Source organism: Phenylobacterium sp. (assembly GCF_036563285.1).
Taxonomy (GTDB): domain Bacteria; phylum Pseudomonadota; class Alphaproteobacteria; order Caulobacterales; family Caulobacteraceae; genus Phenylobacterium.
On sequence record NZ_DATCMR010000011.1, the window covers coordinates 660,103 to 681,765 of the forward strand.

At 69.6% G+C, this 21,663-nt stretch carries 28 protein-coding genes; 17 read left to right on the forward strand and 11 right to left on the reverse strand.

Going from position 1 to position 21,663, the window contains the following annotated elements; translation table 11 throughout:
- The first annotated feature begins 6 nt into the window (after nt 1-6).
- The gene (gene nth / locus VIL76_RS13925; RefSeq protein WP_332045630.1) at nt 7-687 is read left to right on the forward strand and encodes an endonuclease III; all 681 of its coding nucleotides are present in this window, start codon (nt 7-9) and stop codon (nt 685-687) included.
- Here nth and VIL76_RS13930 read toward each other — a convergent pair.
- Genes VIL76_RS13930 through VIL76_RS13940 form a run of 3 tightly spaced genes read right to left on the reverse strand, consistent with a single transcriptional unit; the run spans nt 684 to nt 3,218 of the window.
- Complete coding sequence (locus VIL76_RS13930; protein WP_332045631.1) at nt 684-1,844, reverse strand: glutathionylspermidine synthase family protein; 1,161 nt, start codon at nt 1,842-1,844, stop codon at nt 684-686. The genes nth and VIL76_RS13930 overlap by 4 nt on opposite strands.
- A 7-nt stretch (nt 1,845-1,851) precedes the next feature.
- On the reverse strand, nt 1,852-2,613 hold the full coding sequence (locus tag VIL76_RS13935) for a PspA/IM30 family protein (protein ID WP_332045632.1): 762 nt from the start codon (nt 2,611-2,613) through the stop codon (nt 1,852-1,854).
- A gap of 26 nt (nt 2,614-2,639) precedes the next feature.
- A complete protein-coding gene (locus VIL76_RS13940; protein ID WP_332045633.1) occupies nt 2,640-3,218 on the reverse strand; it encodes a YjfI family protein in 579 nt (192 codons plus the stop codon).
- A gap of 169 nt (nt 3,219-3,387) precedes the next feature.
- Between VIL76_RS13940 and VIL76_RS13945 the strand changes: the two genes are divergently transcribed.
- The 11 genes from VIL76_RS13945 (at nt 3,388) to VIL76_RS13995 (ending at nt 9,933) form a co-directional block, all read left to right on the forward strand.
- Nucleotides 3,388-4,023 (forward strand): DUF2491 family protein, encoded by a 636-nt coding sequence (locus VIL76_RS13945; RefSeq protein ID WP_332045634.1) that lies wholly within the window; start codon nt 3,388-3,390, stop codon nt 4,021-4,023.
- Nucleotides 4,020-4,436, forward strand: coding sequence for a DUF350 domain-containing protein (locus VIL76_RS13950; RefSeq protein WP_332045635.1), 417 nt, complete (start codon nt 4,020-4,022; stop codon nt 4,434-4,436). The genes VIL76_RS13945 and VIL76_RS13950 overlap by 4 nt, the downstream gene beginning before the upstream one ends.
- A gap of 9 nt (nt 4,437-4,445) precedes the next feature.
- A complete protein-coding gene (locus VIL76_RS13955; RefSeq protein WP_332045636.1) occupies nt 4,446-5,048 on the forward strand; it encodes a DUF1190 domain-containing protein in 603 nt (200 codons plus the stop codon).
- A 55-nt stretch (nt 5,049-5,103) separates the two neighbouring features.
- On the forward strand, nt 5,104-5,376 hold the full coding sequence (locus tag VIL76_RS13960) for a hypothetical protein (protein WP_332045637.1): 273 nt from the start codon (nt 5,104-5,106) through the stop codon (nt 5,374-5,376).
- Between the two features lie 70 nt (nt 5,377-5,446).
- On the forward strand, nt 5,447-6,436 hold the full coding sequence (locus VIL76_RS13965) for an adenosine kinase (protein WP_332045638.1): 990 nt from the start codon (nt 5,447-5,449) through the stop codon (nt 6,434-6,436).
- A 6-nt stretch (nt 6,437-6,442) separates the two neighbouring features.
- Nucleotides 6,443-7,033 carry an imidazoleglycerol-phosphate dehydratase HisB gene (gene hisB, locus VIL76_RS13970; RefSeq protein ID WP_332045639.1) on the forward strand — a complete coding sequence of 197 codons (591 nt, stop codon included), beginning with the start codon at nt 6,443-6,445 and terminating at the stop codon, nt 7,031-7,033.
- 9 nt (nt 7,034-7,042) lie between these two features.
- Entirely contained in the window at nt 7,043-7,675 is a 633-nt protein-coding gene (gene hisH, locus VIL76_RS13975) for an imidazole glycerol phosphate synthase subunit HisH (protein WP_332045640.1), read from the forward strand.
- Nucleotides 7,672-8,394, forward strand: a complete 723-nt coding sequence (gene hisA / locus VIL76_RS13980) for a 1-(5-phosphoribosyl)-5-[(5-phosphoribosylamino)methylideneamino]imidazole-4-carboxamide isomerase (protein ID WP_332045641.1) — start codon at nt 7,672-7,674, stop codon at nt 8,392-8,394. The genes hisH and hisA overlap by 4 nt, the downstream gene beginning before the upstream one ends.
- Nucleotides 8,395-9,165 carry an imidazole glycerol phosphate synthase subunit HisF gene (gene hisF, locus VIL76_RS13985; protein WP_332045642.1) on the forward strand — a complete coding sequence of 257 codons (771 nt, stop codon included), beginning with the start codon at nt 8,395-8,397 and terminating at the stop codon, nt 9,163-9,165.
- Nucleotides 9,162-9,482: a phosphoribosyl-ATP diphosphatase gene (locus VIL76_RS13990; RefSeq protein WP_332045643.1), complete on the forward strand. Its 321-nt coding sequence runs from the start codon at nt 9,162-9,164 to the stop codon at nt 9,480-9,482. The genes hisF and VIL76_RS13990 overlap by 4 nt, the downstream gene beginning before the upstream one ends.
- Nucleotides 9,483-9,519: 37 nt before the next feature.
- Nucleotides 9,520-9,933 carry a TonB family protein gene (locus tag VIL76_RS13995; protein WP_332045644.1) on the forward strand — a complete coding sequence of 138 codons (414 nt, stop codon included), beginning with the start codon at nt 9,520-9,522 and terminating at the stop codon, nt 9,931-9,933.
- A gap of 8 nt (nt 9,934-9,941) precedes the next feature.
- On the opposite strand, the gene VIL76_RS14000 is transcribed toward VIL76_RS13995, so the two are convergent.
- Nucleotides 9,942-10,493, reverse strand: coding sequence for a Smr/MutS family protein (locus VIL76_RS14000; RefSeq protein ID WP_332045645.1), 552 nt, complete (start codon nt 10,491-10,493; stop codon nt 9,942-9,944).
- Nucleotides 10,494-10,509: 16 nt separating this feature from the next.
- Nucleotides 10,510-11,124: a TIM44-related membrane protein TimA gene (gene timA, locus VIL76_RS14005; protein ID WP_332045646.1), complete on the reverse strand. Its 615-nt coding sequence runs from the start codon at nt 11,122-11,124 to the stop codon at nt 10,510-10,512.
- A gap of 161 nt (nt 11,125-11,285) precedes the next feature.
- On the opposite strand from timA, the gene secB reads away from it, so the two are divergent.
- The gene (secB, locus tag VIL76_RS14010) at nt 11,286-11,777 is read left to right on the forward strand and encodes a protein-export chaperone SecB (RefSeq protein ID WP_332045647.1); all 492 of its coding nucleotides are present in this window, start codon (nt 11,286-11,288) and stop codon (nt 11,775-11,777) included.
- 29 nt (nt 11,778-11,806) lie between these two features.
- On the opposite strand, the gene dnaQ is transcribed toward secB, so the two are convergent.
- Genes dnaQ through VIL76_RS14035 form a run of 5 tightly spaced genes read right to left on the reverse strand, consistent with a single transcriptional unit; the run spans nt 11,807 to nt 15,452 of the window.
- Nucleotides 11,807-12,511 carry a DNA polymerase III subunit epsilon gene (gene dnaQ / locus VIL76_RS14015; RefSeq protein WP_332045648.1) on the reverse strand — a complete coding sequence of 235 codons (705 nt, stop codon included), beginning with the start codon at nt 12,509-12,511 and terminating at the stop codon, nt 11,807-11,809.
- A gap of 31 nt (nt 12,512-12,542) precedes the next feature.
- Nucleotides 12,543-13,166, reverse strand: a complete 624-nt coding sequence (gene coaE, locus VIL76_RS14020; RefSeq protein WP_332045649.1) for a dephospho-CoA kinase — start codon at nt 13,164-13,166, stop codon at nt 12,543-12,545.
- Complete coding sequence (aroE, locus tag VIL76_RS14025; protein ID WP_332045650.1) at nt 13,163-14,017, reverse strand: shikimate dehydrogenase; 855 nt, start codon at nt 14,015-14,017, stop codon at nt 13,163-13,165. Before aroE ends, coaE begins: the two co-directional genes overlap by 4 nt.
- Nucleotides 14,014-14,601: a Maf family protein gene (locus tag VIL76_RS14030; RefSeq protein ID WP_332045651.1), complete on the reverse strand. Its 588-nt coding sequence runs from the start codon at nt 14,599-14,601 to the stop codon at nt 14,014-14,016. Before VIL76_RS14030 ends, aroE begins: the two co-directional genes overlap by 4 nt.
- Nucleotides 14,598-15,452: a pyruvate, water dikinase regulatory protein gene (locus VIL76_RS14035; RefSeq protein ID WP_332045652.1), complete on the reverse strand. Its 855-nt coding sequence runs from the start codon at nt 15,450-15,452 to the stop codon at nt 14,598-14,600. The genes VIL76_RS14030 and VIL76_RS14035 overlap by 4 nt, the downstream gene beginning before the upstream one ends.
- Nucleotides 15,453-15,977: 525 nt before the next feature.
- Between VIL76_RS14035 and hemE the strand changes: the two genes are divergently transcribed.
- The 4 genes from hemE (at nt 15,978) to rho (ending at nt 20,211) form a co-directional block, all read left to right on the forward strand.
- Nucleotides 15,978-17,048: a uroporphyrinogen decarboxylase gene (gene hemE, locus VIL76_RS14040; protein ID WP_332045653.1), complete on the forward strand. Its 1,071-nt coding sequence runs from the start codon at nt 15,978-15,980 to the stop codon at nt 17,046-17,048.
- Entirely contained in the window at nt 17,045-18,082 is a 1,038-nt protein-coding gene (hemH, locus tag VIL76_RS14045) for a ferrochelatase (RefSeq protein ID WP_332045654.1), read from the forward strand. The genes hemE and hemH overlap by 4 nt, the downstream gene beginning before the upstream one ends.
- A complete protein-coding gene (locus VIL76_RS14050; protein ID WP_332045655.1) occupies nt 18,079-18,540 on the forward strand; it encodes a CopD family protein in 462 nt (153 codons plus the stop codon). The genes hemH and VIL76_RS14050 overlap by 4 nt, the downstream gene beginning before the upstream one ends.
- A gap of 219 nt (nt 18,541-18,759) precedes the next feature.
- Nucleotides 18,760-20,211, forward strand: coding sequence for a transcription termination factor Rho (rho, locus tag VIL76_RS14055; protein WP_332045656.1), 1,452 nt, complete (start codon nt 18,760-18,762; stop codon nt 20,209-20,211).
- Between the two features lie 44 nt (nt 20,212-20,255).
- Here rho and VIL76_RS14060 read toward each other — a convergent pair whose 3' ends face one another.
- Entirely contained in the window at nt 20,256-21,662 is a 1,407-nt protein-coding gene (locus tag VIL76_RS14060) for a serine hydrolase (RefSeq protein ID WP_332045657.1), read from the reverse strand.
- Nucleotide 21,663: the final 1 nt, after the last annotated feature.

The window sequence follows — 21,663 nt, forward strand, 5'->3', positions numbered from 1 at the left end:
CCGCCCATGCCGAAGAAGCCCCTGCCGAAGAAGAAGCGCCTCAAGCCGGCGGAAGCGGCCCGGATCGCCGAGATCTTCGACCGTTTTGAGGCGCTGGAGAGCGATCCGGCCACCGAGCTGGAGTACCAGGACCCCTTCACCCTGGTCGTGGCCGTGGCGCTGTCGGCCCAGGCCACCGACGTCTCAGTCAACAAGGCGACCGACAAGCTGTTCAAGGTCGCCAACACCCCGCAGGCCATGCTGGCGCTGGGCGAGGACGGGCTGAAGCCCTTCATCTCCTCGATCGGCCTCTACAACTCCAAGGCCAAGAACGTCATCGCGCTCAGCCGCATCCTGGTGGAGCAGTATGCGGGCGAGGTGCCGCTGGAGCGGGAGAAGCTGCAGGCCCTGCCGGGCGTGGGGCGCAAGACGGCCTCGGTGGTGCTGAACGAGCTGCGGGTCGAGCCAGCCATCGCGGTGGACACCCACGTCTTCCGCGTCTCGCACCGGCTGGCCCTGTCGTCGGGCAAGACTCCGGACCAGGTCGAGCAGGACCTGATGGCGATCGTCCCGGACCCTCAGAAGAGCCGCGCCCACCACTGGCTGATCCTGCACGGCCGCTACACCTGCACTGCGCGCCGCCCGAAGTGCGAGGAGTGCCCGGTCGCCGACCTCTGCCCGAGCCGGCATCTGTTCGTCCCTCGCTAGACGATGGCGTGGGGCACGAAGCGGCTCATGTTCTTCGTCACCCGGCTGCGGTCCTCGCGGATGCCGACGCCGGCCGGCTCGTCGCCGACCATCCAGGCGCCGACCACCGGGTAGTGGCCGTCGAACCGGGTCAGCGGATGGAGCGCCTGGCGGATGCAGCCCTCCTCGCCGTAGCCCTGGTCCAGCACCGGCGCGCGGCGACCGTCGTCGACGAGCTCGATATTGGCGCCTTCGCGCGAGAACAGCGGCTTGCGCACATAGCTGTTCCCCAGCTCGGCTGAGCGCGGGTCGTCCTCGAAGAAGGCCGGCAACAGGTTCGGGTGCCCGGCGTGGCGCTCCCACAGGAGCGGCAGCATGGCCTTGTTGGAGAGCACCGCCTTCCAGGCCGGCTCCAGGAACCGCACGCCGGAGCCCTTGATGGCCTTGGCGTAGTCCTCCCGCAGCATCTCCTCCCACGGGTAGAGCTTGAAGAGCGCGTGGACGATGTAGTTGTCCTGGTCGACCAGCTTGCCGTCGGCGTCGAGGCCGATCTGGTCGATGGGGACGAACTTCGGCTCGATGCCCACTTGCGAGGCGATGTCCTCCAGGTAGCGGAGGTTCTGGCGGTCCTCGACACTGTCCTCGACGCCGGCGAAGTGCACGAAGCCGCCGTTCGGGAAGAGCTCGGCAAAGCGGGCCTTCAGCTTTTCGTAGAGGCTGTTGAACTGGTCGGCCTCTTTCGGCAGCCGACCCTCGGCGATCAGGTCCTCGAGCCACAGCCACTGGAAGGCGGCGCTCTCGTAGATGCTCGTGGGTGTGTCGGCGTTGTACTCGAAGAGCTTGGCCGGGCCGGTCCCGTCGTAGGCGAAGTCGAAGCGGCCGTACAGCGACGGGTCCTTGCGGGCCCAGCTCTCGGCCACGTCGTCGCGCGACGCCTCCGGGATCGCCAGGCGCTCCATCAGCGCCTCGCTCCTGGTCACCTCGTCGACCAGCTCCAGGCACATGGCGTGGAGCTCGGCCGCGGGCGCCTCGATCCCCTCCTCCACCTCCTCGAGGCTGAAGGCGTAGTAGGCGCGCTCGTCCCAGTAGCGGGCGCCGTCCAGGTGATGGAAGGTGAAGCCGAGCTTCTCGGCCTTGTCCTTCCACCCCGCCCGTTCGGGCGTGACGATCCGTTTCACGGGCGCCTCAGGTCTCCGACCGCGGGACGGCCGTGGGCTGCTGCTCGAGTTGCAGGCGCGGCGCCTCGATCTGCAGCGGCTCCTCGGCGGGCGCCGAGAGGCGGGCCAGGATGTCGTCGGCGGATGACGAGCCGGGCAGGATGCCGGCCGCTTGCAGCTTGGCGTCAAGGTCGGCGCCGGTGCGCATGTCCTCCAGCTCCTGGCTAGCCTTGAAGCGCTCGTCGCGGACCGCCTGGCGCTCCTTGATGCGCTTGAGGCTGTCGGCGGCCGAGCCCAGGGTCGCCTGGGCGCCGGAGCCGCGGGAGGCGACCGCCGCCTGGGCGCGCTGGACGCTCTCGTTGACCTTCACCACGTCGATCTCGCGGCGAAGGTTCTCCACCCGCTGCTGCGTCGTGGCGATGGTCTGGTGCATCTTCTCCTCGGCCACCCGCATGTCGGCGAGCTGCGGGGTCTTGGTGTTGGCCTCGGTCTCGAGGTCGGCGATCCGCTGGGCGACCTCGCGGGCCAGGGCCTGGTCGCCCTTGGCGAGCGCCGCGCGGGCCGAGCTCTCGTAGCGGCGCGCCTGGTCCTGCAGGTTCTGCAGCTCCTTCTCCATCATCCGCCGCTTGGCGACGAGGGTGGCGAGGTCGTCGCGGGCGCGGTTCAGCGCGTTGTCGGCGTCGCGGATTTCCTGGTCGAGGATCCGCAGCGCATTGGCGTCGACCACCGCTTCGCCGGCCTCGTAGGCGCCGCCGCGCAGCATGGTGATCAGCTTGCTCCACATGGACATGGGCTATTCCTTTGAAGGGACTGGGATCAGGCGGCGCGCGAGAAGTTCTCGCGCAGGTCGGACGCGGCGCGGATCGAGTTCTCGGCCAGCATGCGCAACTCGATGAGCACGGTCTGCAGGGTGGTCTTGCAGGAGATCTCGCCGAACAGCTCGTAGTAGTCGCGGCCGCTGACGGTGGTGATGCCGAAGTTGGAGAGCGGCACCAGCTTCTGGGCCTTCAGCAGGAACTCGTTGAAGGCGGCGCGGTCGGCCTGCTCGTCGCACGGCCACAGCAGGGCTGAAACGACGATCTGCTCGGCTCCGATGGAGAGGTAGATCGGCAGGTCGCCCTGCTCGTGCATGGTGATCTGCAGCACCGGCTCGGCGCCCTCGAGCACGCGGACGGTCATCTCGCCCTCCCGCGCCAGGCGGGTCTCGGTCAGAGCCTGAGCCAGGCCCTTCACCGTCCAATCCGTATCGATCACGTGGTCCATCTCGAACGATCCTTCGGGCGGAAGAGGGTTGTTGATCAGCGTCGGTCCGCGGCTCGACGCCATGACGATCGATCTGGCCGCGGCCTGGACATCGGCCTTCGCCGATTCCGGGACCCACAGCTCCAACTTCACCAAGCCGAGCTTGCGCCGTTCCTCCCGCCATGCCCGGGTGCGTTCTCGGGCTTTGTCGACGGGCGGCTTCGGCGTTCGCGGCGGCATGAAGGTACATGTATGCGATACATGTATGCTTGACAATAGGGTCCGCGAGGCGCGATCCTTGGGCGATGGGGAAGACGGCCTGATGTTCAGGAAACTGTTCGGGCGAGGCGGCAGGTCCGAGGCGGACCCGCTTCCCGTAGTCCGCAACGTCACCATCGGCCGCAGCGTCCGGCTGGACCCGCTGGCCTGGCGCAGGCTGGGCGGCGGCGCGCGCTTCCGGATCGACACCGACGTGCTGGCCGTCGTGGCGCAGGGCCTGATCGAGACCGCGGACGGCTTCGTCCACCGCTTCTATACGGAGGACGACGTCATGCTGCAGATGGTCAGTCCCGACCGGGCGGGCGCAGGCGCCGAGGACTTCACCCTCTTTACGCCCTGGTCGAGCGCCTATCCCCCCGACGCGGCGGCCAAGCGGCGATGGATCGACCGGCTGCGGGCGCGGACCTTCACGGACGAGGGCCTGCCGGAGTACCGGCGCTTCTGGTTCGGCGAGGCCGACGAGCGGCAGGACCCGGTGAGCTTCTGGGAGAGCGTCTACGACGACCGCCAGATGTCGAGCGCCCGGCGCATCTACCAGACCTGCATGCTGTTTGCCCGGGACCTCCCGGACGAAGGCCGCGAGCTGCTTCTCGCCCTCGAGATGGAGCCCGAAGGCGGCGACCTCACCCATGAGGTGATGGTCGGCATCCCCCTCCACACAGGAGAATTCGAGGCATGATCCTAGACACCAACGCCTTCGGGGCCGGGGCGCTCAACTTCGCGCTCGCCTTCCTCGCCGCCGGCGGCTTCACCCTGATCTTCAAGGCGATCTACCAGGTGATCACGCCGCACAACGAAGGCGCGCTGATCCGCCAGGGCAACGCCGCGGCCGCCGTGGCGCTGGGCGGGGCGGTGCTGGGCTACGTGATCCCGCTGGCCTCGGCCCTGGCGCACACGGTGAGCCTGCCGGAGTTCGTCGCCTGGGCGGTGGTGGCCGGCGTGGTGCAGATCGTGACCTTCTGGGCCGTTCGGCGCCTGGCGCTGCCCGACCTCTCCGCGCGCATCGAGCGCGGCGAGATGTCTGCCGCCGTCTACGTCCTGATGATCTCGCTGGCCGTCGGCGTGCTGAACGCCGCCTGCATGACCACCTGAGGCCCGGCCATGAAACGCTCACGCTCGCTTGCGCTGACCACCCTGATGGCGGCGGGGGGCCTGTCCCTCACCGCCTGCGACTCCACGCCGGACAATGTCCGGATCGAGCAACCTGGCCAGTCCGTGGACGCCTACGCCTACCAGTCGCTGGCCGAGTGCAAGTCCAAGGACGAGGTGCCCGACGCGGCCTGTGAGACGGCCGAGAAGGCAGCGCTGCAGGACGACGCCAAGTCGGCCAGCTGGAACGACCAGAAGAGCTGCGAGGAGGTCCATGGCGAAGGCCAGTGCGTGCCGCGGCAGGCGGCGAACGGCGGGCATTCCATCTGGGGCCCGCTGATCACCGGCTTCATCGTCGGCCGGATGCTGGACGGCGGCTGGGGCGGGCGCGGCTACTACCGCGACTGGCGCAGCGGCGGCTACTACACGGCCTCCGGAGCTCCGGTGTGGCGGGACTATTCCACCGGACGCACCCGCGTGGCGGCCCGCGGCTTCGACGCCCCCGACACCATCGCCCCGCCGAAGGCCCAGACCCGCACTTCCGTCCTGTCGCGCGGCGGCTTCGGCGGGCGGATGAGCAACCGCAGCTACAGCGGCGGCCGCTGGGGCGGCTAGGCGGGAACTGCGCAGCTTCCTCGACGGTTTACGGCGCCGCTAGGAGAGCTGAGCCATGGCTGCGTTGCGACTGCTGGGCCCGGAAGAGGGCGGGATCGAGGAGAGCTTCGGCTTCACGCGGTGGCTGCACCGCGGGTTCGTCTCCATCGGCCTGGACGGCGTGAGCGTTCCCGAGCCGATCGCCATCCACATGGACGGCTCGGCGCTGGAGCAGTGGGCGAGCCTGCCCCACACCGCGCCGGTGGCGGAGCCTGAGCCGGTGCTGTCCAAGTTCGGCGGAGCGCCGGTGGTCTGCGTCGACGCCGAAGGCTGGATTTTCGCCGCCTGAGCGCCCGCGCCTAGCCCCGCCGCGCGATTTCCGCTACACGCCCCCGGCCTGCCCGGGGAATTCCTGAACTATGCCAGACCTCTACGACGTCGCCGCGATCGGCAACGCCATCGTCGACGTGATCGCGCCGGCCACGGAGGAATTCCTGGCCTTCAACCACCTGACGAAGGGCGCGATGATGCTGGTCGACGAGGACCAGAGCGCGCGGATCTACGCCCGCATGCAGGCCGGCGTGGAGGCTTCGGGCGGCTCGGCCGCCAACACCATCGCGGGCCTCGCCAGCTTCGGGGGCAAGGGCGCCTTCCTGGGCAAGGTGGCCGACGACCAGCTGGGCGCGGTCTTCACCCACGACATGAAGGCCATCGGGGCCCACTTCGCCAACGCGCCGCTGGTCGGCGGCAAGGCGACGGCGGTGTCGATGATCAACGTCACGCCCGACGGCCAGCGCACCATGTGCACCTTCCTGGGCGCGTCGACCGCCTTCGCCGACGAGGACGTCGACAAGGACGTCATCGAGAGCGCGAAGATCGTCTACCTGGAGGGCTACCTGTTCGACGCTCCACTCGCCCGGCGGGCCTTCGCCAAGGCCGCGGCCCTGGCGCACGGCTCGGGCCGGAAGATCGCGCTGACCCTCTCCGACAGCTTCGTGGTGGAGCGCCACCGCGAGGCCCTGCTTGGCTTCATCGAGGGCCAGGTGGACCTGCTGTTCGCCAACGAGAGCGAGGTCTGCGCGCTGTTCCGGACCACCGACTTCGACGAGGCGGTGTCCGCCTTGCGCGAGCGCGTCGAGCTCGCCGCCGTCACTCGCGCCGCGCAGGGCTCGGTCATCCTCTCCAAGGGCGAGCGCCTGACCGTGGCCGCCGAGCCGGTGGAGAAAGTCGTGGACACCACCGGCGCGGGCGACCAATACGCGGCCGGGTTCATGTTCGGCCTGTCGCGGGGGCGGCCGCTGCAGCAGTGCGGCAAGCTCGCATCCCTCGCCGCCGCCGAGGTGATCTCGCACTACGGGCCGCGGCCGCAGGTCTCCCTCAAGGAACTGGCCGAGTCCAAGGGATACTGACGCGCCATGAGCCGCACTGCCGAAGTTGTCCGCAACACCAAGGAGACCCAGATCCGCGTCCATGTGGACCTGGACGGGACCGGCGTGTGCAAGGTCACCACCGGCGTCGGCTTCTTTGACCACATGCTCGAGAGCTTCGCCCGGCACGGCGGCTTCGACATGGAGATCGAGACCAAGGGCGACCTGCACATCGACATGCACCACACGGTCGAGGACACCGGTATCGTCATCGGCCAGGCGTTCAAGCAGGCGCTGGACGGGTTCAAGGGGGTGCGCCGGTTCGGCCACGCCTACATCCCCATGGACGAGACGCTCAGCCGCTGCGCCATCGACCTCTCGAACCGGCCATACCTGATCTGGAAGGTGGACTTCCGCACGCCGAAGGTCGGCGACATGGACACCGAGCTGTTCAAGGAATTCCACCACGCCTTCGCCATGAACGCCGGCGCCTGCGTGCACCTGGAGTGCCTCTACGGGACGAACTCGCACCACATCGCCGAGAGCGGGTTCAAGGCCCTGGCCCGGGCGCTCCGCCACGCGGTGGAGCTCGACCCCAAGACCCAAGGCCACGCTCCCTCCACCAAGGGCGTCCTCTAGGAAATCTCCATGCAGAGGGTCGCCCTGATCGACTACGGGTCGGGCAACCTGCGCTCGGCCGAAAAGGCCCTCGTCCGCGCAGCGGACGGGACCAGTGAGATCGTGGTCACCCATGATCCCGAGACCGTGGTCGCCGCCGACCGGGTGGTTCTGCCGGGCGTGGGCGCGTTCGCCGCCTGCATGGAGGCGCTGCAGGCGCGGCCGGGGCTCATCGAGGCGATGACCGAGGCAGTGCGGATCCGGGGCGCGCCGTTCCTGGGCGTCTGCGTCGGCATGCAGTTGATGGCCACCCGCGGCCTGGAGTTCGGGGAGACCGCCGGCCTCGACTGGATTTCCGGGGACGTGAGGCGGATCGAGCCCGCCGATCCGGCCGCCAAGGTCCCGCACATGGGCTGGAACAGGCTGGTGGAGGCCACCGGCCATCCGGTGATGCAGGGCGTCGGGGACCGCGACGTCTACTTCACCCACTCCTTCGCCATCTTCCCGAAGGACGACACCGACGTAATGGCCTGGGTCGACCACGGCGGGCGCTTCCCCGCGGCGGTGGCGCGGGGCAACCTGGCCGGCGTACAATTCCACCCGGAGAAGTCGCAGGGCCCGGGCCTTTCCCTTCTCGCGCGCTTCCTGGAGTGGCGGCCATGATCCTCTATCCCGCCATCGACCTGAAGGACGGCCAGTGCGTGCGCGTGCTGCACGGCGACCTCTCGACGGCGACCGTGTTCAACAACTCCCCGGCCGACCAGGCCCGCGCCTGGGCGGCCGGAGGCTTCCACTGGATCCACGTGGTCGACCTGAACGGCGCGGTCGAGGGCAAGGCGGTGAACGAGGCGGCGGTCGAGGCCATCCTGGGCGCGGTTTCGGTGCCGGTGCAGCTGGGCGGCGGGATCCGCAGCCTGGCCGACGTCGAGCGCTGGATCGAGGCGGGCGTGAGCCGGGTGATCCTCGGCACCGTCGCGGTCACCGAGCCTGAGGTGGTCCGGCAGGCGGCGCGCAAATGGCCGGAGCAGATCGCCGTCAGCGTCGACGTGCGCGCCGGCAAGGTGGCCACCCAGGGCTGGACCGAGAGCTCCGACCTGGACGCGGTGACGGTGGCGAAGCGGTTCGAGGACGTGGGCGTCGGCGCGCTGATCATCACCGACATCGACCGGGACGGGACGGTGATGGGCTTCAACGTCGACGCCTTCGGAGCCATCGCGGACGCGGTGGACATCCCGGTGATCGCGGCGGGCGGCCTGGCCACTGTGGACGACATCGTGAAGCTGAAGGCCCGCGCGGGCACGCCGATCGCCGGCGCGGTGCTGGGCCGGGCGCTCTACAACGGCGCCATCGCCCCGGCCGAAGCCCTGCAAGCGGCGGCTTAGATGCTCAACGTCCGCGTCATCCCCTGCCTGGACGTGAAGGACGGACGCGTGGTGAAGGGCGTGCGGTTCGTCTCGCTGCGCGACGCCGGCGATCCGGTGGAACAGGCCCGCGCCTACGATGCCGCCGGCGCCGACGAGCTGATGTTCCTGGACATCACCGCCAGCCACGAGAACCGGGGCGCCATCCTCGACGTGGTGGCCCGGACGGCCGACGTCTGCTTCATGCCGTTGTCGGTGGGGGGCGGCATCCGCCAGGTAGAGGATGCGCGGCGCCTGCTGCTGGCCGGGGCCGACAAGATCTCCATCAACACCTCGGCCGTGCAGAACCGCGACCTGGTTACCGCCTGCGCCGACGCGTTCGGGTCCCAGGCGACGGTGGTGGCGATCGACGCCAAGCGCGTGGGCGAGACCTGGCGGGTGTTCATCTACGGCGGGCGGGAAGACACCGGGCTCGACGTGGTGGACTACGCCGCCGACGTCGTGGCGCGCGGCGCGGGCGAAATCCTGCTGACCTCCATGGACCGCGACGGGGCGAAGACCGGCTACGACCTGGAGCTGCTGAAGGCGGTGACGTCGGCGGTGAACGTGCCGGTGATCGCCTCGGGCGGCGCGGGCAACGCCCAGCACATGGTCGATGCCGTGAAACAAGGGGGCGCGGACGCCGTGCTCGCAGCCTCCATCTTCCACTTCGGCGAGGTGTCGGTGGGCGAGGTCAAGCAGGCCATGGCCGCGCAGGGCCTGCCGGTCCGGATTACGGAGGCCGCCGCATGAGCCGCTTCGCAGAGGTCGTCCAGCGGCTGGCCGCGACGATCGAGAGCCGCAAGGCCGCAGATGCGGGCGCCTCCTACACCGCCCAGCTGCTGGCCAGCCCCACCAAGGCCGCCAAGAAGCTCGGGGAAGAAGCCGTCGAGACGGTGATCGCCGCGCTCGAAGCCGATACCGACGCGCTCGCCGCGGAAAGCGCCGACCTGATCTACCACTGGCTCGTGGTGCTGGCGGCGGCTGGGGTGAGCCTCGATGAGGTCGCGGCCAAGCTGGAGGCCAGAGAGGGGACCTCGGGCTTGGCGGAGAAGGCCTCGCGCGGCTGACGTTGCCGGCCCCTACGCCGCAGCTTAGCATCACCGAATGCTTCTGTGGTTGACCTTCGTTGCTCTGGCGGTCGCGGAAAGCGCGCCCGAGGCGACGCCTCTCACTGCGCGCGACGTCCAGGTCAAATACACCGATCCCCAGTTGCAGCGCTTCTTCCCCCCTAAGGCACAGCGGGCCGGCATCGAAGGCATGGCCCAGGTGCTCTGCACGATCGATCGAAACGGCAGGCTGGCGGACTGCGAGGTGGTGCGCGAAACGCCAACCGAGCAAGGCTTCGGAGGCGCTGCGCTGAAGATGGTCTCGACCTTCCGCATTGGTCCGCAGGCCAAGGATAGCTCTCCCACGGCAGGTCGCAGGTTCAGCTATCAGGCGAAGTTCCGGATTGGCCCGCCGCCTTGGGGCCCAGCATCGTGGGAAAAGCCAGGCGCCGAATCGGCGGCTGCGCCCTAACGGAACGACTAAGTCCGCGGCTTGCGCTTCAGCGCCACATAGAGCGCCCCTTCCCCCCCGTGGCGGCGGTGGGCCTCGGCGATCCCGGCGACGATGGCGATGAGGTGCGGCGCCGCCAGCCACTCCGGGACGCGGCGGCGCAGGATTCCGTCGCCCTGCACCCCCTTGCCGGTGATCACCAGCACGGCGCGGAAGCCCTCGTCCCAAGCGCGGTGCAGGAAGGCCTCCAGCGTGGCGCGGGCGCGGTCCTGGTCCAGGCCGTGCAGGTCGAGGCGGGCGCCGATCTCCTCGCGGGCCTTGGCGATGCGGTGCTTGCGGTTGGGCTCGATCGGCTTCCCCTCCCCGCCTGGGGAGGGACCGGCCGCGGGGCGGCCAGGGTGAGGCGGCGTGGGGACAGGATTGTGAGGTCTGCGCTTGATCGCGACTTCCTCACCCGGCCCGCCCGTGGCGGGCTGTCCCTCCCCTGGAGGGGAGGGAAGGATGCGCCCCGGCAGCGGGTGCACGGTTCCGGCCACGCGGCTCCAGACACGCAGCTCCTCGGGCTTCAGCGGCCGCTTCATGTCCAGTGGGAGGCCGTTAAGCCTCCGCGGCGTCCACGTGGACGAGCATCCAGTTGGGGTCGCGGCTCTTCAGGTTTCGCTCGAAGGTCCACAGCTCGGCGGTGCGGCGGTCGTCCACCGCCTCCCCTTCCGGCCCCTTGGTGCGGGAGCGGAACTCGGCCAGGAACCGCACGGTCAGGCGGGCGAGGTCGGCGCCCACCACCTCGGCCTTCTCCAGGTCGGCGCGCGGCGGGTGCAGGAATTCGACAGTCTCGGTGCGGTCCTCCGCCTCGCGCTGGGCGATCGCCGTGTCGAAGCTGGCCATCACCTGCGGCGCCAGGAGGTTGCGCAGGGTGGCGCGGTCGCCGGCGGCAAACGACTTCACGATCATCTCGTAGGCGGACTTCGCGCCGGAGAGGAAGCGGTTCACGTCGAAGCTGGGGTCCTTGGACCGCACGGCGGCCAGTCCGGTCAGGGCCACGCCGTCAGCCTCGACGTCGAGCGGGCGGTCGGGCGCGCGCACCGGCGTGGCGGAGGCGGCGGCCGGCTGGTCTTCGGGCTGACGGCCCACGCGCCGGCCCAGCACCGAGTAGAGCTGGTACAGCACGATGGCCGCGAGGCCGGCGAAGATGATGAGCTCCAGGACTTGCAACCTTGGCCTTCCAGACGTCTGCGTCTTAGGTGTCGCGATGCAATATAGGCTTACCGAACGCCCCCGTCAGGGGCGGCGTTGCATCCAATGGGTCCGCATGATAGCCCGCGCCACCGATTAGGCGGCGATTGCGCCCTTTCCACCACGGATTTTCCAGTTCCATGACCGACACCGACGCTGCGTCCGGCGCGCTAGATCCCGCCCAGCAGGAAGGCCCCGGCATCCGGGTGCTCGCCCAGTTCATCCGCGACCTCTCGTTCGAGAACCCCCGCGCGCCGGAGACCCTGCGCCAAGGCGGCGCGCAGCCGCAGATCGACCTGGGCGTCGAGATGAACGCCCGCGGGCGCGAAGACGGCCTCTTCGAAGTGGACCTGAAGCTCTCGGCCAAGGCGACGCGTGAAGACGGCGCCCTGTTCGTCGTGGAGCTGCTCTACGGCGGCGTGTTCCAGGTGGCCGGGGTGCCCGCCGAAGAGGTGGAGCCGGTGCTGCTCATCGAGTGCCCGCGCTTCCTGTTCCCGTTCGCCCGGCGGATCATCGCCGACGTGACCAGCGAAGGCGGCTACCCGCCCTTCCTGCTGGACCCCATCGACTTCGCCGGCGTCTACGCTGCGCGCAAGGCCCAGGGCGGCGCCGAGCAGATCGGCCACGCGTAAGCTTTTCCCTCCGCGTCGGGGGGGGGAAGTCAGATCCCGAACTTCTTCCAGAGATCTTCCGACTTCACCACGTCGCGGATGAAGCTGGCGTGGGTGGCGCGCTCCTCCTCGGTGGAGCGCGGGCCGAGCGGACGAGGCCGCGCGCCGTAGGAATTGTTCTTCGCCGCGGCGACGGCCTGCACCATGACCGAGCTGGTGAGCTCGAGGCGCCGCTCGCGCCCGCCCCTAAGCTCCAGGTAGACCGCGGCCAGCAGCTTGGTGTCGATCAGGGCGCCGTGCTTCTCGCGCTCGGCGAGCGAGATCTTGAAGCGCTTGCACAGCGCATCCAGGGAGTTGTGCATCCCGGGGAAGCGCTGCTTCGCCAGGGCCAGGGTGTCGATCCAGCGGTGCTCGTGCAGGTGCTCGCGGCGGCACAGCCCGAGCTCGTAGTTCACGAAGTTACGGTCGAAGGTGGCGTTGTGGGCGATCAGCGGAGAGTCGCCCACGAAGTCGAGGAACTCCTCGACCACCTCCGGATGCTCGAACCGGGGCTTCCCGCGCAGGAAGCTGGTCGACAGGCCGTGGATCTTCTCGGCCTCCGCCGGCATGTCGCGGCAGGGGTCGATGTAGCGGTGGAAGTGCCGGCCCGTCGGCACGAAGTCCTCGATCTCGATGCAGGCGATTTCCACCAGCCGGTCCCCGGTCAGGGGATCGAAGCCCGTCGTTTCGGTGTCGAGGACGATCTCGCGCGCCATGGTCTTCTTCTGGCGCGGTTCGCCGACGGCCTCAACCGGCCGTGCGGTCGCGGGCAGGTCTCTTCTGTGGATCGCGCATCACCGCGATGATCTCGGCCACCTGCTGGCGGGCCGGCTCCAGGCCGCGGCTGGTGTCGACGACGAAGTGGGCGCGGGCCCGCTTCTCGGCGTCGTGCATCTGCTGGGCGAGGATGGCCTCGAGGCGCTCGGGCGTCATGCCGGGCCGCGCCAGCACCCGTTCGCGCTGCATCTCGGCCGGTGCGGTCACCACCACCACGGCGTCCATGTTGGCGTGGCCGCCGGTCTCGAACAGCAGCGGGATGTCGAGCACCACCATGTCGGCGCCCCGGGCCTCGGCGTCGGCGAAGAACTTCACCCGGTCGCGGCCCACCAGCGGGTGGACGATGGCGTTGAGCCGCTTCAGCTCGTCCGGCTTGCCGAGCACCGCCTGGCGCAGCGCCTCGCGGTCGACGCGGCCGTCCTTCACCGCGCCCGGGAAGGCCTCGCCCACAGGACCCACGGCGGCCCCGCCCTCGTCGTAGAGGTCGTGCACCGCCGCGTCGGCGTCATAGACCGGCACGCCGGCGTCGCGGAACATGGCCGCCGTGGTGGACTTGCCCATGCCGATCGAGCCGGTCAGGCCGATCAGGATCATCTCCCCTCCCCCAGCACCCCGAGGGCCAAGGCGCGCACGTCCAGCTCGGGCGGGGTGCGGCCGTAGAAGGTCTCGAACGAGGGGACCGCCTGGCGGATCAGCATCTCCAGCCCGTCCACGGTGCGCCGGCCGAGGTCCTGCGCCTGCTTCAGGAACGGCGTGAGGAGGGGCTTGTAGACCATGTCCATCACCACCGCCGTCTCCGGCGTCAGCTCCAGCGGCGCGTCCAGGGTCCCCTCCCCGCTCAGGCCGGCCGAGGTGGCGTTGATCACCGCGGTCACCCCCTTGAAGGCCTCCGGCGCCGCGGAGAGCGGACAGGCCTTGACGCCCCCGCCGAGCGCGCCGGCGACGGCTTCCGCCTTGGCCAGGGTGCGGTTGAGGATCCTGACTTCCGGCGCCCCCGCCGTCACCAGCGCCGCAGCCGCCCCGCGCGCCGCCCCGCCTGCGCCCAGCAGCGCGATCGGCCCCGCCGCGATCTCGAAGCCGGGCGCCTGGGCCTTCATGGCCCCCAGCAGGCCCACGCCGTCGGTGTTGTCGGCCACGATCGTGCCGTCCGGCTCGAACACCAGGACGTTGGCGGCCGCGGCGTCATGAGCTCGCTTGGAGACCTCGTCGGCCATGGAGAGCGCCACCTCCTTGAACGGGATGGTGACGTTGATCCCCCTCACCGCACCGCCGCGCAGGCCCTCGACGAACCGGTCGAACCGATCGCCGGCGGGCTGGAACGGCACATAGACGCCGTCGATCCCGGCCGCGTCGAGCCAGGCGTTGTGGATCAGTGGGCTGAGCGAGTGGGTCACGGGAGACCCGGCCACACCCGCCACGATGGTGGCGCCGGTGATCCGTCTCATGCGGGCAGCTCTCCATGGCGGCGCAGCAGGTCCAGCAAGCCCATCAGGGGCAGGCCCAGGATGGCGAAGTAGTCGCCCTCGATGTTCGAGAAGAGCTGCGCGCCCGGTCCCTCCAGGCGGTAGCAGCCCACCGAGCCTAGGGCCGCCTCCCCTTCCGCGGCCAGGTAGGCCTCCAGGAAGGCATGGGAGAAGTCGCGCATCGTCAGGGTGGCGGACACCACCTCGCGCCAGATCGGGGCGCCGTCCTTGGCCACCACGACGGCCGAGTGCAGCCTGTGCGGCTTGCCGCGCAGCAGCTTCAGCCGCTGGCGCGCAGCCTCCACCGTCTCGGCCTTGTCGTAGAGGCGGCCTTCGAACTCCAGCGTCTGGTCCGAGCCGATCACCAAGCCGGCCCGCTTGGCCGAGACGCGGACGGCCTTCAACTCGGCCAGGGCGTCAGCGATGTCTCGGGGGGTGGCCCCCTCCCCCAGCAGCGAGGCCTTCACCGCGTCCTCGTCCACCCCGGCGACCGCCACCTCGAAGGGCACGGCCGCGCCTTCCAGCACGGCCCGGCGCGCGACGCTCTTCGAGGCCAGCACGATCACCCGAGCACCTCCACCTGGCCGTGGCCGCCGTAGAGCAGGTTGAGCACCGCGGCGGCCGTCTCCTCCACCGAGCGGCGGGTCACGTCGATGGTCGGCCACCCGTGGCGCTCGTAGAGCCGGCGGGCCTGGACGATCTCGTCGCGCACGGCGTCCACGTCGATGTAGGAGCTCTCGCGGTTCTCCTTCAGGGAGAGCAGGCGGTTGCGGCGGATCTGGATCAGCCGGTCCGGCGAGATCGTCAGGCCGACGATCAGGGCGTGGTTCAGGTGGAACAGCCGGTCGGGGATCGGTCGGCCCGGCACCAGGGGGACGTTCGCCGCCCGCACGCCGCGGTGGGCGAGATAGATGCAGGTCGGCGTCTTCGAGGTCCGCGAGACGCCCACCAGCACCACGTCGGCCTGGTCGAGGTCCTGTCCGCCCTGCCCGTCGTCGTGGCCGATGGCGTAGTTCAGCGCGTCCATGCGGTTGAAGTAGTCGTTGTCGAGCCGCAGGTGGGCCCCCACCCGGCTGGTGGTCGAGGCGCCCAGATACCGGCTCATCGCCCCCACCAGCGGGTCCAGCGCCGGGATGCAGGGCATGTCGAGCCGGCGGCACCCCTCCTCCAGCGCGGCGCGCAACTGAGGGTCCACGATGGTGTGGATGACGATGCCGGGCGCCTCCTCGACGTCGCCCAGCGCCCGGTCCAGCTGCCGCTTGGAGCGGACCAGGGCGTAGATGTGCTCGATGGGCAGGACGTTGTCGAAGCGGGCGCAGACCGCGCGGGCCAGGGCGTTCAGGGTCTCGCCGGTGGAGTCCGACACCAGGTGGATGTGAAAGTAGGTCGCAAGGCGTGTGGGCGCGGTGGTTGGCACGTCTTCCTCGATCTCGCCTGCGTCAAAAAGCACTTGGGGACGAAGTCTGTGGAACCCCTCTTAGCGAAGGCGCGCGCCAATGGGGATAGATCGCGTGATCCGGGGGCTTCGGCCGGAGGCCGGTGAAGAGCCGGGACGAATCGGGCCGTTTACGCCTTGTTAACTCACCGGCTGCGCCCGCCCGGGGTCCCAGGCCCGCGGGATGTCGACAGGCCCGGTACGGCCGCCGGTATGGCCGGGTCCGTCCCCGTGAGGGTTAATGAAACCTTAAGGCGCCAGGCGGGCTTGGCGCGATCTCCCCACTATCCACAGGGGCGGGACAAGGGGTCCGCGCGTCCGGGCGCCGGCTGGGGAAAAGGTTCGGGTTGTCGCAGGGACGGCCTGAGTTTTCCCCACCGTCGACAGGCCCTACCCCTGTCTTCCCCAATCCTTTTCAAAACTCTTCTTGGAAGGAAGAAGGGCAGGGCGGGACCGATCATGCCGGGTGGGCTTGAGCCTGAAGGCCTGAGCGGCTTTATGGCCCGCATGAGCAGTCCTGAGCCGACCAGCCCCGAGACGCCCCGCCTGCTGCGGGCCCTGGCCGGGGAGACCCTGGAGCGGCCGCCGATCTGGTTCATGCGCCAGGCAGGGCGTTCGCTGCCGGAGTACCGCGAGCTCCGGACCCGCGCTAAGGACTTCATCGCCTTCTGCCACGATCCCGAAATGGCTGCCGAAGCCACCCTGCAGCCGATGCGCCGCTTCCCGCTGGATGCCGCCATCGTCTTCGCCGACATCCTGCTGATCCCGCGCGCGCTCGGCCAGGAGGTGTGGTTCGAGGCGGGCGAGGGGCCGAGGCTGGGTCCGCTGCCGGAGATCGCCGCCCTGGAGCGGGAGATCGAGGCCTCCACCGGCCGGCTTTCGTCGATCGGCGAGACGCTCAGCCGGGTGCGCGGCGAGCTGGAGCCCGAGCGGGCGCTGATCGGCTTCGCCGGCGCGCCCTGGACCGTCGCCACCTACATGATCGAAGGCAAGGGATCGAACCGCGAAGCGGCCCGGACCTTCGCCTATCAGAACCCTGAGGTCCTCGACGCCCTGCTAGAGGTGCTGGTGGAGTCCACCGCGCGCTACCTGGTCATGCAGGCGAGGGCAGGGGCGCAGGCGCTGAAGATCTTCGAGAGCTGGGCCGAGCAGCTGGCCGAGGACGTCTTCGAGCGCATCGTGATTCAGCCGCATCGCCGGATCGTCGAGCGGGTGAGGGCGGCCGGCGTCACCGTGCCCTTCATCGGCTTCCCGCGCGGGGCAGGCGCCCTGGTGGACAACTATGCCGCCGGCGTGCCGGTGGAAGGCGTCGCGCTCGACACCCAGGCCAGCGCCGAGCAGGGCCGGCGCCTGCAACGCAATGGCAAGTGCATACAGGGCGCGCTGGACAACCTGCTCCTGCGCGCCGGCGGACCGGCCCTGGACGCCCGCGTCGAGCAGATCCTCGAGCAGTGGGAGGGCGGTCCGCACATCTTCAACCTGGGCCACGGCGTCATGCCCGACACGCCCATTGCGCACATCGCCCGTGTGGTCGAGCGCGTGACCGGCAAGAAGGTCGCCGCCGAGATGGCGGCGTGAAGCTCGCCGTTGTCCTCTTCAACCTCGGCGGGCCCGACGGGCCGGCGGCGGTCCGGCCGTTTCTGTTCAACCTGTTCCGCGACCCGGCGATCATCCAGCTGCCGGCCGCGGCCCGCTATCCGCTGGCGGCGCTGATCTCGACCACGCGGACCAAGGTCGCGCGGGCCAACTACGCCATCATCGGCGGCGGCTCGCCCCTGCTGCCGGAAACCCAGGCCCAGGCAGCGGCGCTCGAGGCGGCGCTGAAGGGCAGGGCGCCGGAGGTCGAGGCGCGGGCCTTCATCTGCATGCGCTACTGGGAGCCGCTGGCGAAGGAAACCGCCGCCGAGGTGAAGGCCTTCGGCCCCGACCAGGTCGTGCTCCTGCCGCTTTACCCGCAGTACTCGACCACCACCACGGCCTCCTCCGTGAAGGACTGGGAAAAGGCCTACCGCGGACCCGGCCGTACGCGGACGATCTGCTGCTACCCCACTGCGCCTGGCCTGGTGGAGGCCCACGTGGCGGCCATCCGGAAGGCTTGGCAAGCGGGCGGAAGCCCCAGCAATATCAGGCTGTTGTTCTCCGCCCACGGCCTTCCGCAGAAGATCATCGAGGGTGGCGATCCCTACCAGGCGCAGATCAAGGCCACCGCCGCAGCGGTGGCCGCCCAGCTTCCGGAGCTACCCGACTGGACGGTGTGCTATCAGAGCCGGGTGGGCCGGCTGAAGTGGCTGGAGCCCTCCACGGACGACGAGGTTCGCCGCGCGGGCGCGGAGGGCAAGGGCGTGCTTGTGAGCCCGATCGCCTTCGTCTCCGAGCATGTGGAGACCCTGGTCGAGCTGGACCATGAATATGCCAATCTGGCCCGCGAGGTCGGATGCCGGCCCTATCTGCGGGCGCCGGCGCCGGGCGTGCACGAGGGCTTCATCGACAGCCTGGCCGAGGCGGTGCTCGTGGCGCTCGGGCGGGTGGGGGATGCGCGGCCATTCGGGCCTTGGCTTTGCCCATCCGGCTTGGCCAAATGCGCCTGCCGCGAGGGGGAATTCGACAGATGAACTGGTACGACCTGCTGCGGGGCCTGCACATCATCGCGGTCATCGCCTGGATGTCGGGGATGATGTACCTGCCCCGGCTCTACGCCTACCACACCGAGACCGCGCCGCCCGGCAGCGAGTTCGACGCGCATTTCAAGGGGTGGGAAGCCAAGCTCATGCGGATCATCATCAACCCCTCCATGGGGCTGACCTGGATCCTGGGGCTGACGCTGATCTGGTACCACATCGACCAGATGGAGGAGGGGTGGGGCTTCCTCGCCCAGCCCTGGATGATGGTGAAGCTGGCCGCCGTGATCTTCCTCTCCGGCTGGCACGGCTTCCTGTCCAAGGCCCGCCGCCAGATCGAGGCCGGCGAGCGGCCGAAGACGGCGAAGTTCTGGCGCGCCACCAACGAGATCCCGTTCCTGGCGGCCGTCGTCGCCGTCCTGGCGGTGACCTTGCAGTTCGGCGCGCGGTGACCCACCTAATCGGTCGCGCTTGACCCCACGGCTGGTCCGTGGTTCCGATCAGGCACGCGTCGGCATCCCGGCGCGCCCCGCCTTTCCTCCGGCCGCGCGGTCCTCGCGCCCTAAGGCCGGTCCCCACGAGAGACTAACAACGGCGCCCATCCAGGCGCCTTCATCTGACCAGGCCGCAGGGGGACTCCGTCCGCCTGAGCGGCCGATTATGAGACCCCCATGCAAGACCAAGACGACAACAACACCCCGACCGAAGACCTGACGCGCGAGGGGCCCGAGGCGGCTGCGCCGGATGCGATCGAGGCTCCGGAGTCAGCCGAGGCCGCGGAAGCCGCCGATGCGGCGGACAACGGCGAGGGCTCCGACGAGCCCACCGACCTCTCCAAGGCCATCGCGGCCATGGGGCTCACCCGCATGAGCCTGCAGGAGCTGAAGGACAAGTCGCCGGCCGACCTGCTCAGCTTCGCCGAGACGCTGGAGATCGAGAACGCGAACTCCATGCGCAAGCAGGACATGATGTTCGCGATCCTGAAGACCCTCGCCGAGGAAGGCGTGGAGATCGCGGGCTCCGGGACGCTGGAGGTGGTGCAGGACGGCTTCGGCTTCCTGCGCAGCCCGGAGGCCAACTACCTGCCCGGGCCGGACGACATCTACGTCTCGCCCTCGCAGATCCGGAAGTTCGGCCTGCGCACCGGCGACAGTGTCGAAGGCGGGATCCGCGCCCCGCGCGAAGGCGAGCGCTACTTCGCGCTCGTGAAGGTCGACCAAATCAACTTCGAGCCGCCCGAGAACGTCCGGCACAAGGTGCTGTTCGACAACCTGACGCCGCTCTATCCCGACGCGCGGCTGAAGATGGAGATCGACGACCCGACGCTGAAGGACCGCTCGGGCCGCGTCATCGACATCGTGGCGCCGCTCGGCAAGGGCCAGCGCTGCCTGATCGTCGCCCCGCCGCGGGTCGGCAAGACGGTGATGCTGCAGAACATCGCCAAGTCGATCGCCGCCAACCACCCCGAGTGCTACCTCATCGTGCTGCTGATCGACGAGCGCCCGGAAGAAGTCACCGACATGCAGCGCACGGTGAAGGGCGAGGTCATCTCCTCGACCTTCGACGAGCCGGCGACCCGTCACGTGCAGGTGGCCGAGATGGTCATTGAGAAGGCCAAGCGCCTGGTCGAGCACAAGCGTGACGTGGTGATCCTGCTGGATTCCGTGACCCGCCTGGGCCGCGCCTACAACACGGTGGTCCCGTCCTCCGGCAAGGTGCTCACCGGCGGCGTCGACGCCAACGCCCTGCAGCGTCCGAAGCGCTTCTTCGGCGCGGCGCGGAACATCGAGGAAGGCGGCTCGCTGACCATCATCGCCACGGCGCTGATCGACACCGGCAGCCGGATGGACGAGGTCATCTTCGAAGAGTTCAAGGGCACCGGTAACTCGGAAATCATCCTGGACCGGAAGGTGGCCGACAAGCGCATCTTCCCGGCCATCGACGTGCTGAAGTCCGGCACCCGGAAGGAAGAGCTGATCACCCCGAAGGACCAGCTGCAGAAGACCTACATCCTGCGCCGGATCCTCAACCCGATGGGCGCCCAGGACGCCATCGAGTTCCTGCTCGACAAGCTCCGCAACGCCAAGAACAACGACGACTTCTTCCAGTCGATGAATACCTAAGTCCCTGAAGCGCGGGCTGTTTCACGAGAAACAGTCCGCGCGGTTCAGGGCATGCGCGGGGCAGGGGTGTTGCGCCCGTTCTGGTGCAGGGTCAGCTGGGCGGCGCGGCCGTCGGGGCCGAGCTCGAACGAGGCCTGCGCGTCGACGATCTTCCAGAACACCCGCGTCGGGCTCTCCGGGTAGATCTCGGCGCGGCCCTGGCCGGTGAGCTGGGCGAACACCCGGGAGCCCTCCCGCGTCACCGTCACCACCACGCCCGGCGCCAGCTGGTACCGCCCCACGAGGGCCTCGGCCTGGGCTTGAGTCAGCGGCACGACCTTGCGCGCGACCGGCGCCGGCGGGGCAGGGGCCAGCGGCGCCCCGGCCAGCACGTGCATGCCAATGTCGTCGCCGCCACGCAGGGTGGCGGCGTTGGTCAGCACCACCACGCCCTCGCGCGTCGCCGGGTTGAAGGCCATGAAGCTGCGGTACCCGCCCGTGCGGCCGTTGTGCCAGACGATCTCGCCGCGCGGGCTCCTGGCCACGTGCCAGCCCAGCGCCACGTCCATGTTGGGCGACGCCTGTCGGCGAACCTTCAGTTGGTCGTCGAAGGCGGGCTTCAGGTGCGAGGGCTTCATCCCGATAGCCGCCTCCAGGAAGGTCAGCATGTCGTCCGCCGTCGAGCGCAGGGCGCCAGCCCCGGCGATCGTCGGCAGGTCCCAGTTCTTCGCCGGCTGCAGGGCGCCATCGAACGGCGCGGCCAGGCGGCTGCGCATGGAAGGCGTGAGCCTGATGGCCGTGTCGGCCATACCGAGCGGCCCGGTGATCCGGCGCTTCACCAGCGTATCGTAATCCGACCCGGCGCGGCGCGCGAGCGCCTGACCCAGCAGGCCGGCGCCAATGTTGGAGTAGGCGTAGAGGGCCCCAATGTCCCGCGGCAGCTCGTAAGCGCCGAGGAAGGCGTAGAGCTTCTCCACGGTGAAGTCGGCATAGGGGTTGTCGCCGTCGCCGGGGCTGAAATCGGGCGGTACGCTCGGGAGCCCCGAGGTGTGGGTGGCGAGGTCCACGAGGGTGATCTGCTTGCCGCCGCGCTGGGGGACCTTCACGTCCGGCGGCAGGTATTTCGCCACGGGATCGTCCAGCGCCACCTCGCCCTTGCGGACCATGCCGGCGAGCAGCAGCGAGGTGAAGACCTTGGTCATCGAGCCGATCTCGAAGACCGTCCGGCCGTCGAGCGAAGCAGCGTCACCGGGAGCCCGGACGCCATAACTCACCAGCCGCCGGCCGGTCGGACCGGTCACGCCGACGACGATCCCGACGCCGGATTTCTGGGTATCTATCCGCTCGACCAGGATACGCCGGATCTCGGCGTCAGCCGGCACGGACCAGGGCGTCGCCAGCTGGGCTTTCGCCTTCAGTCCAACCGCTCCGAGCAGTGCGCCTGCCGCCGTGACGAACACCCGCCTGATCATG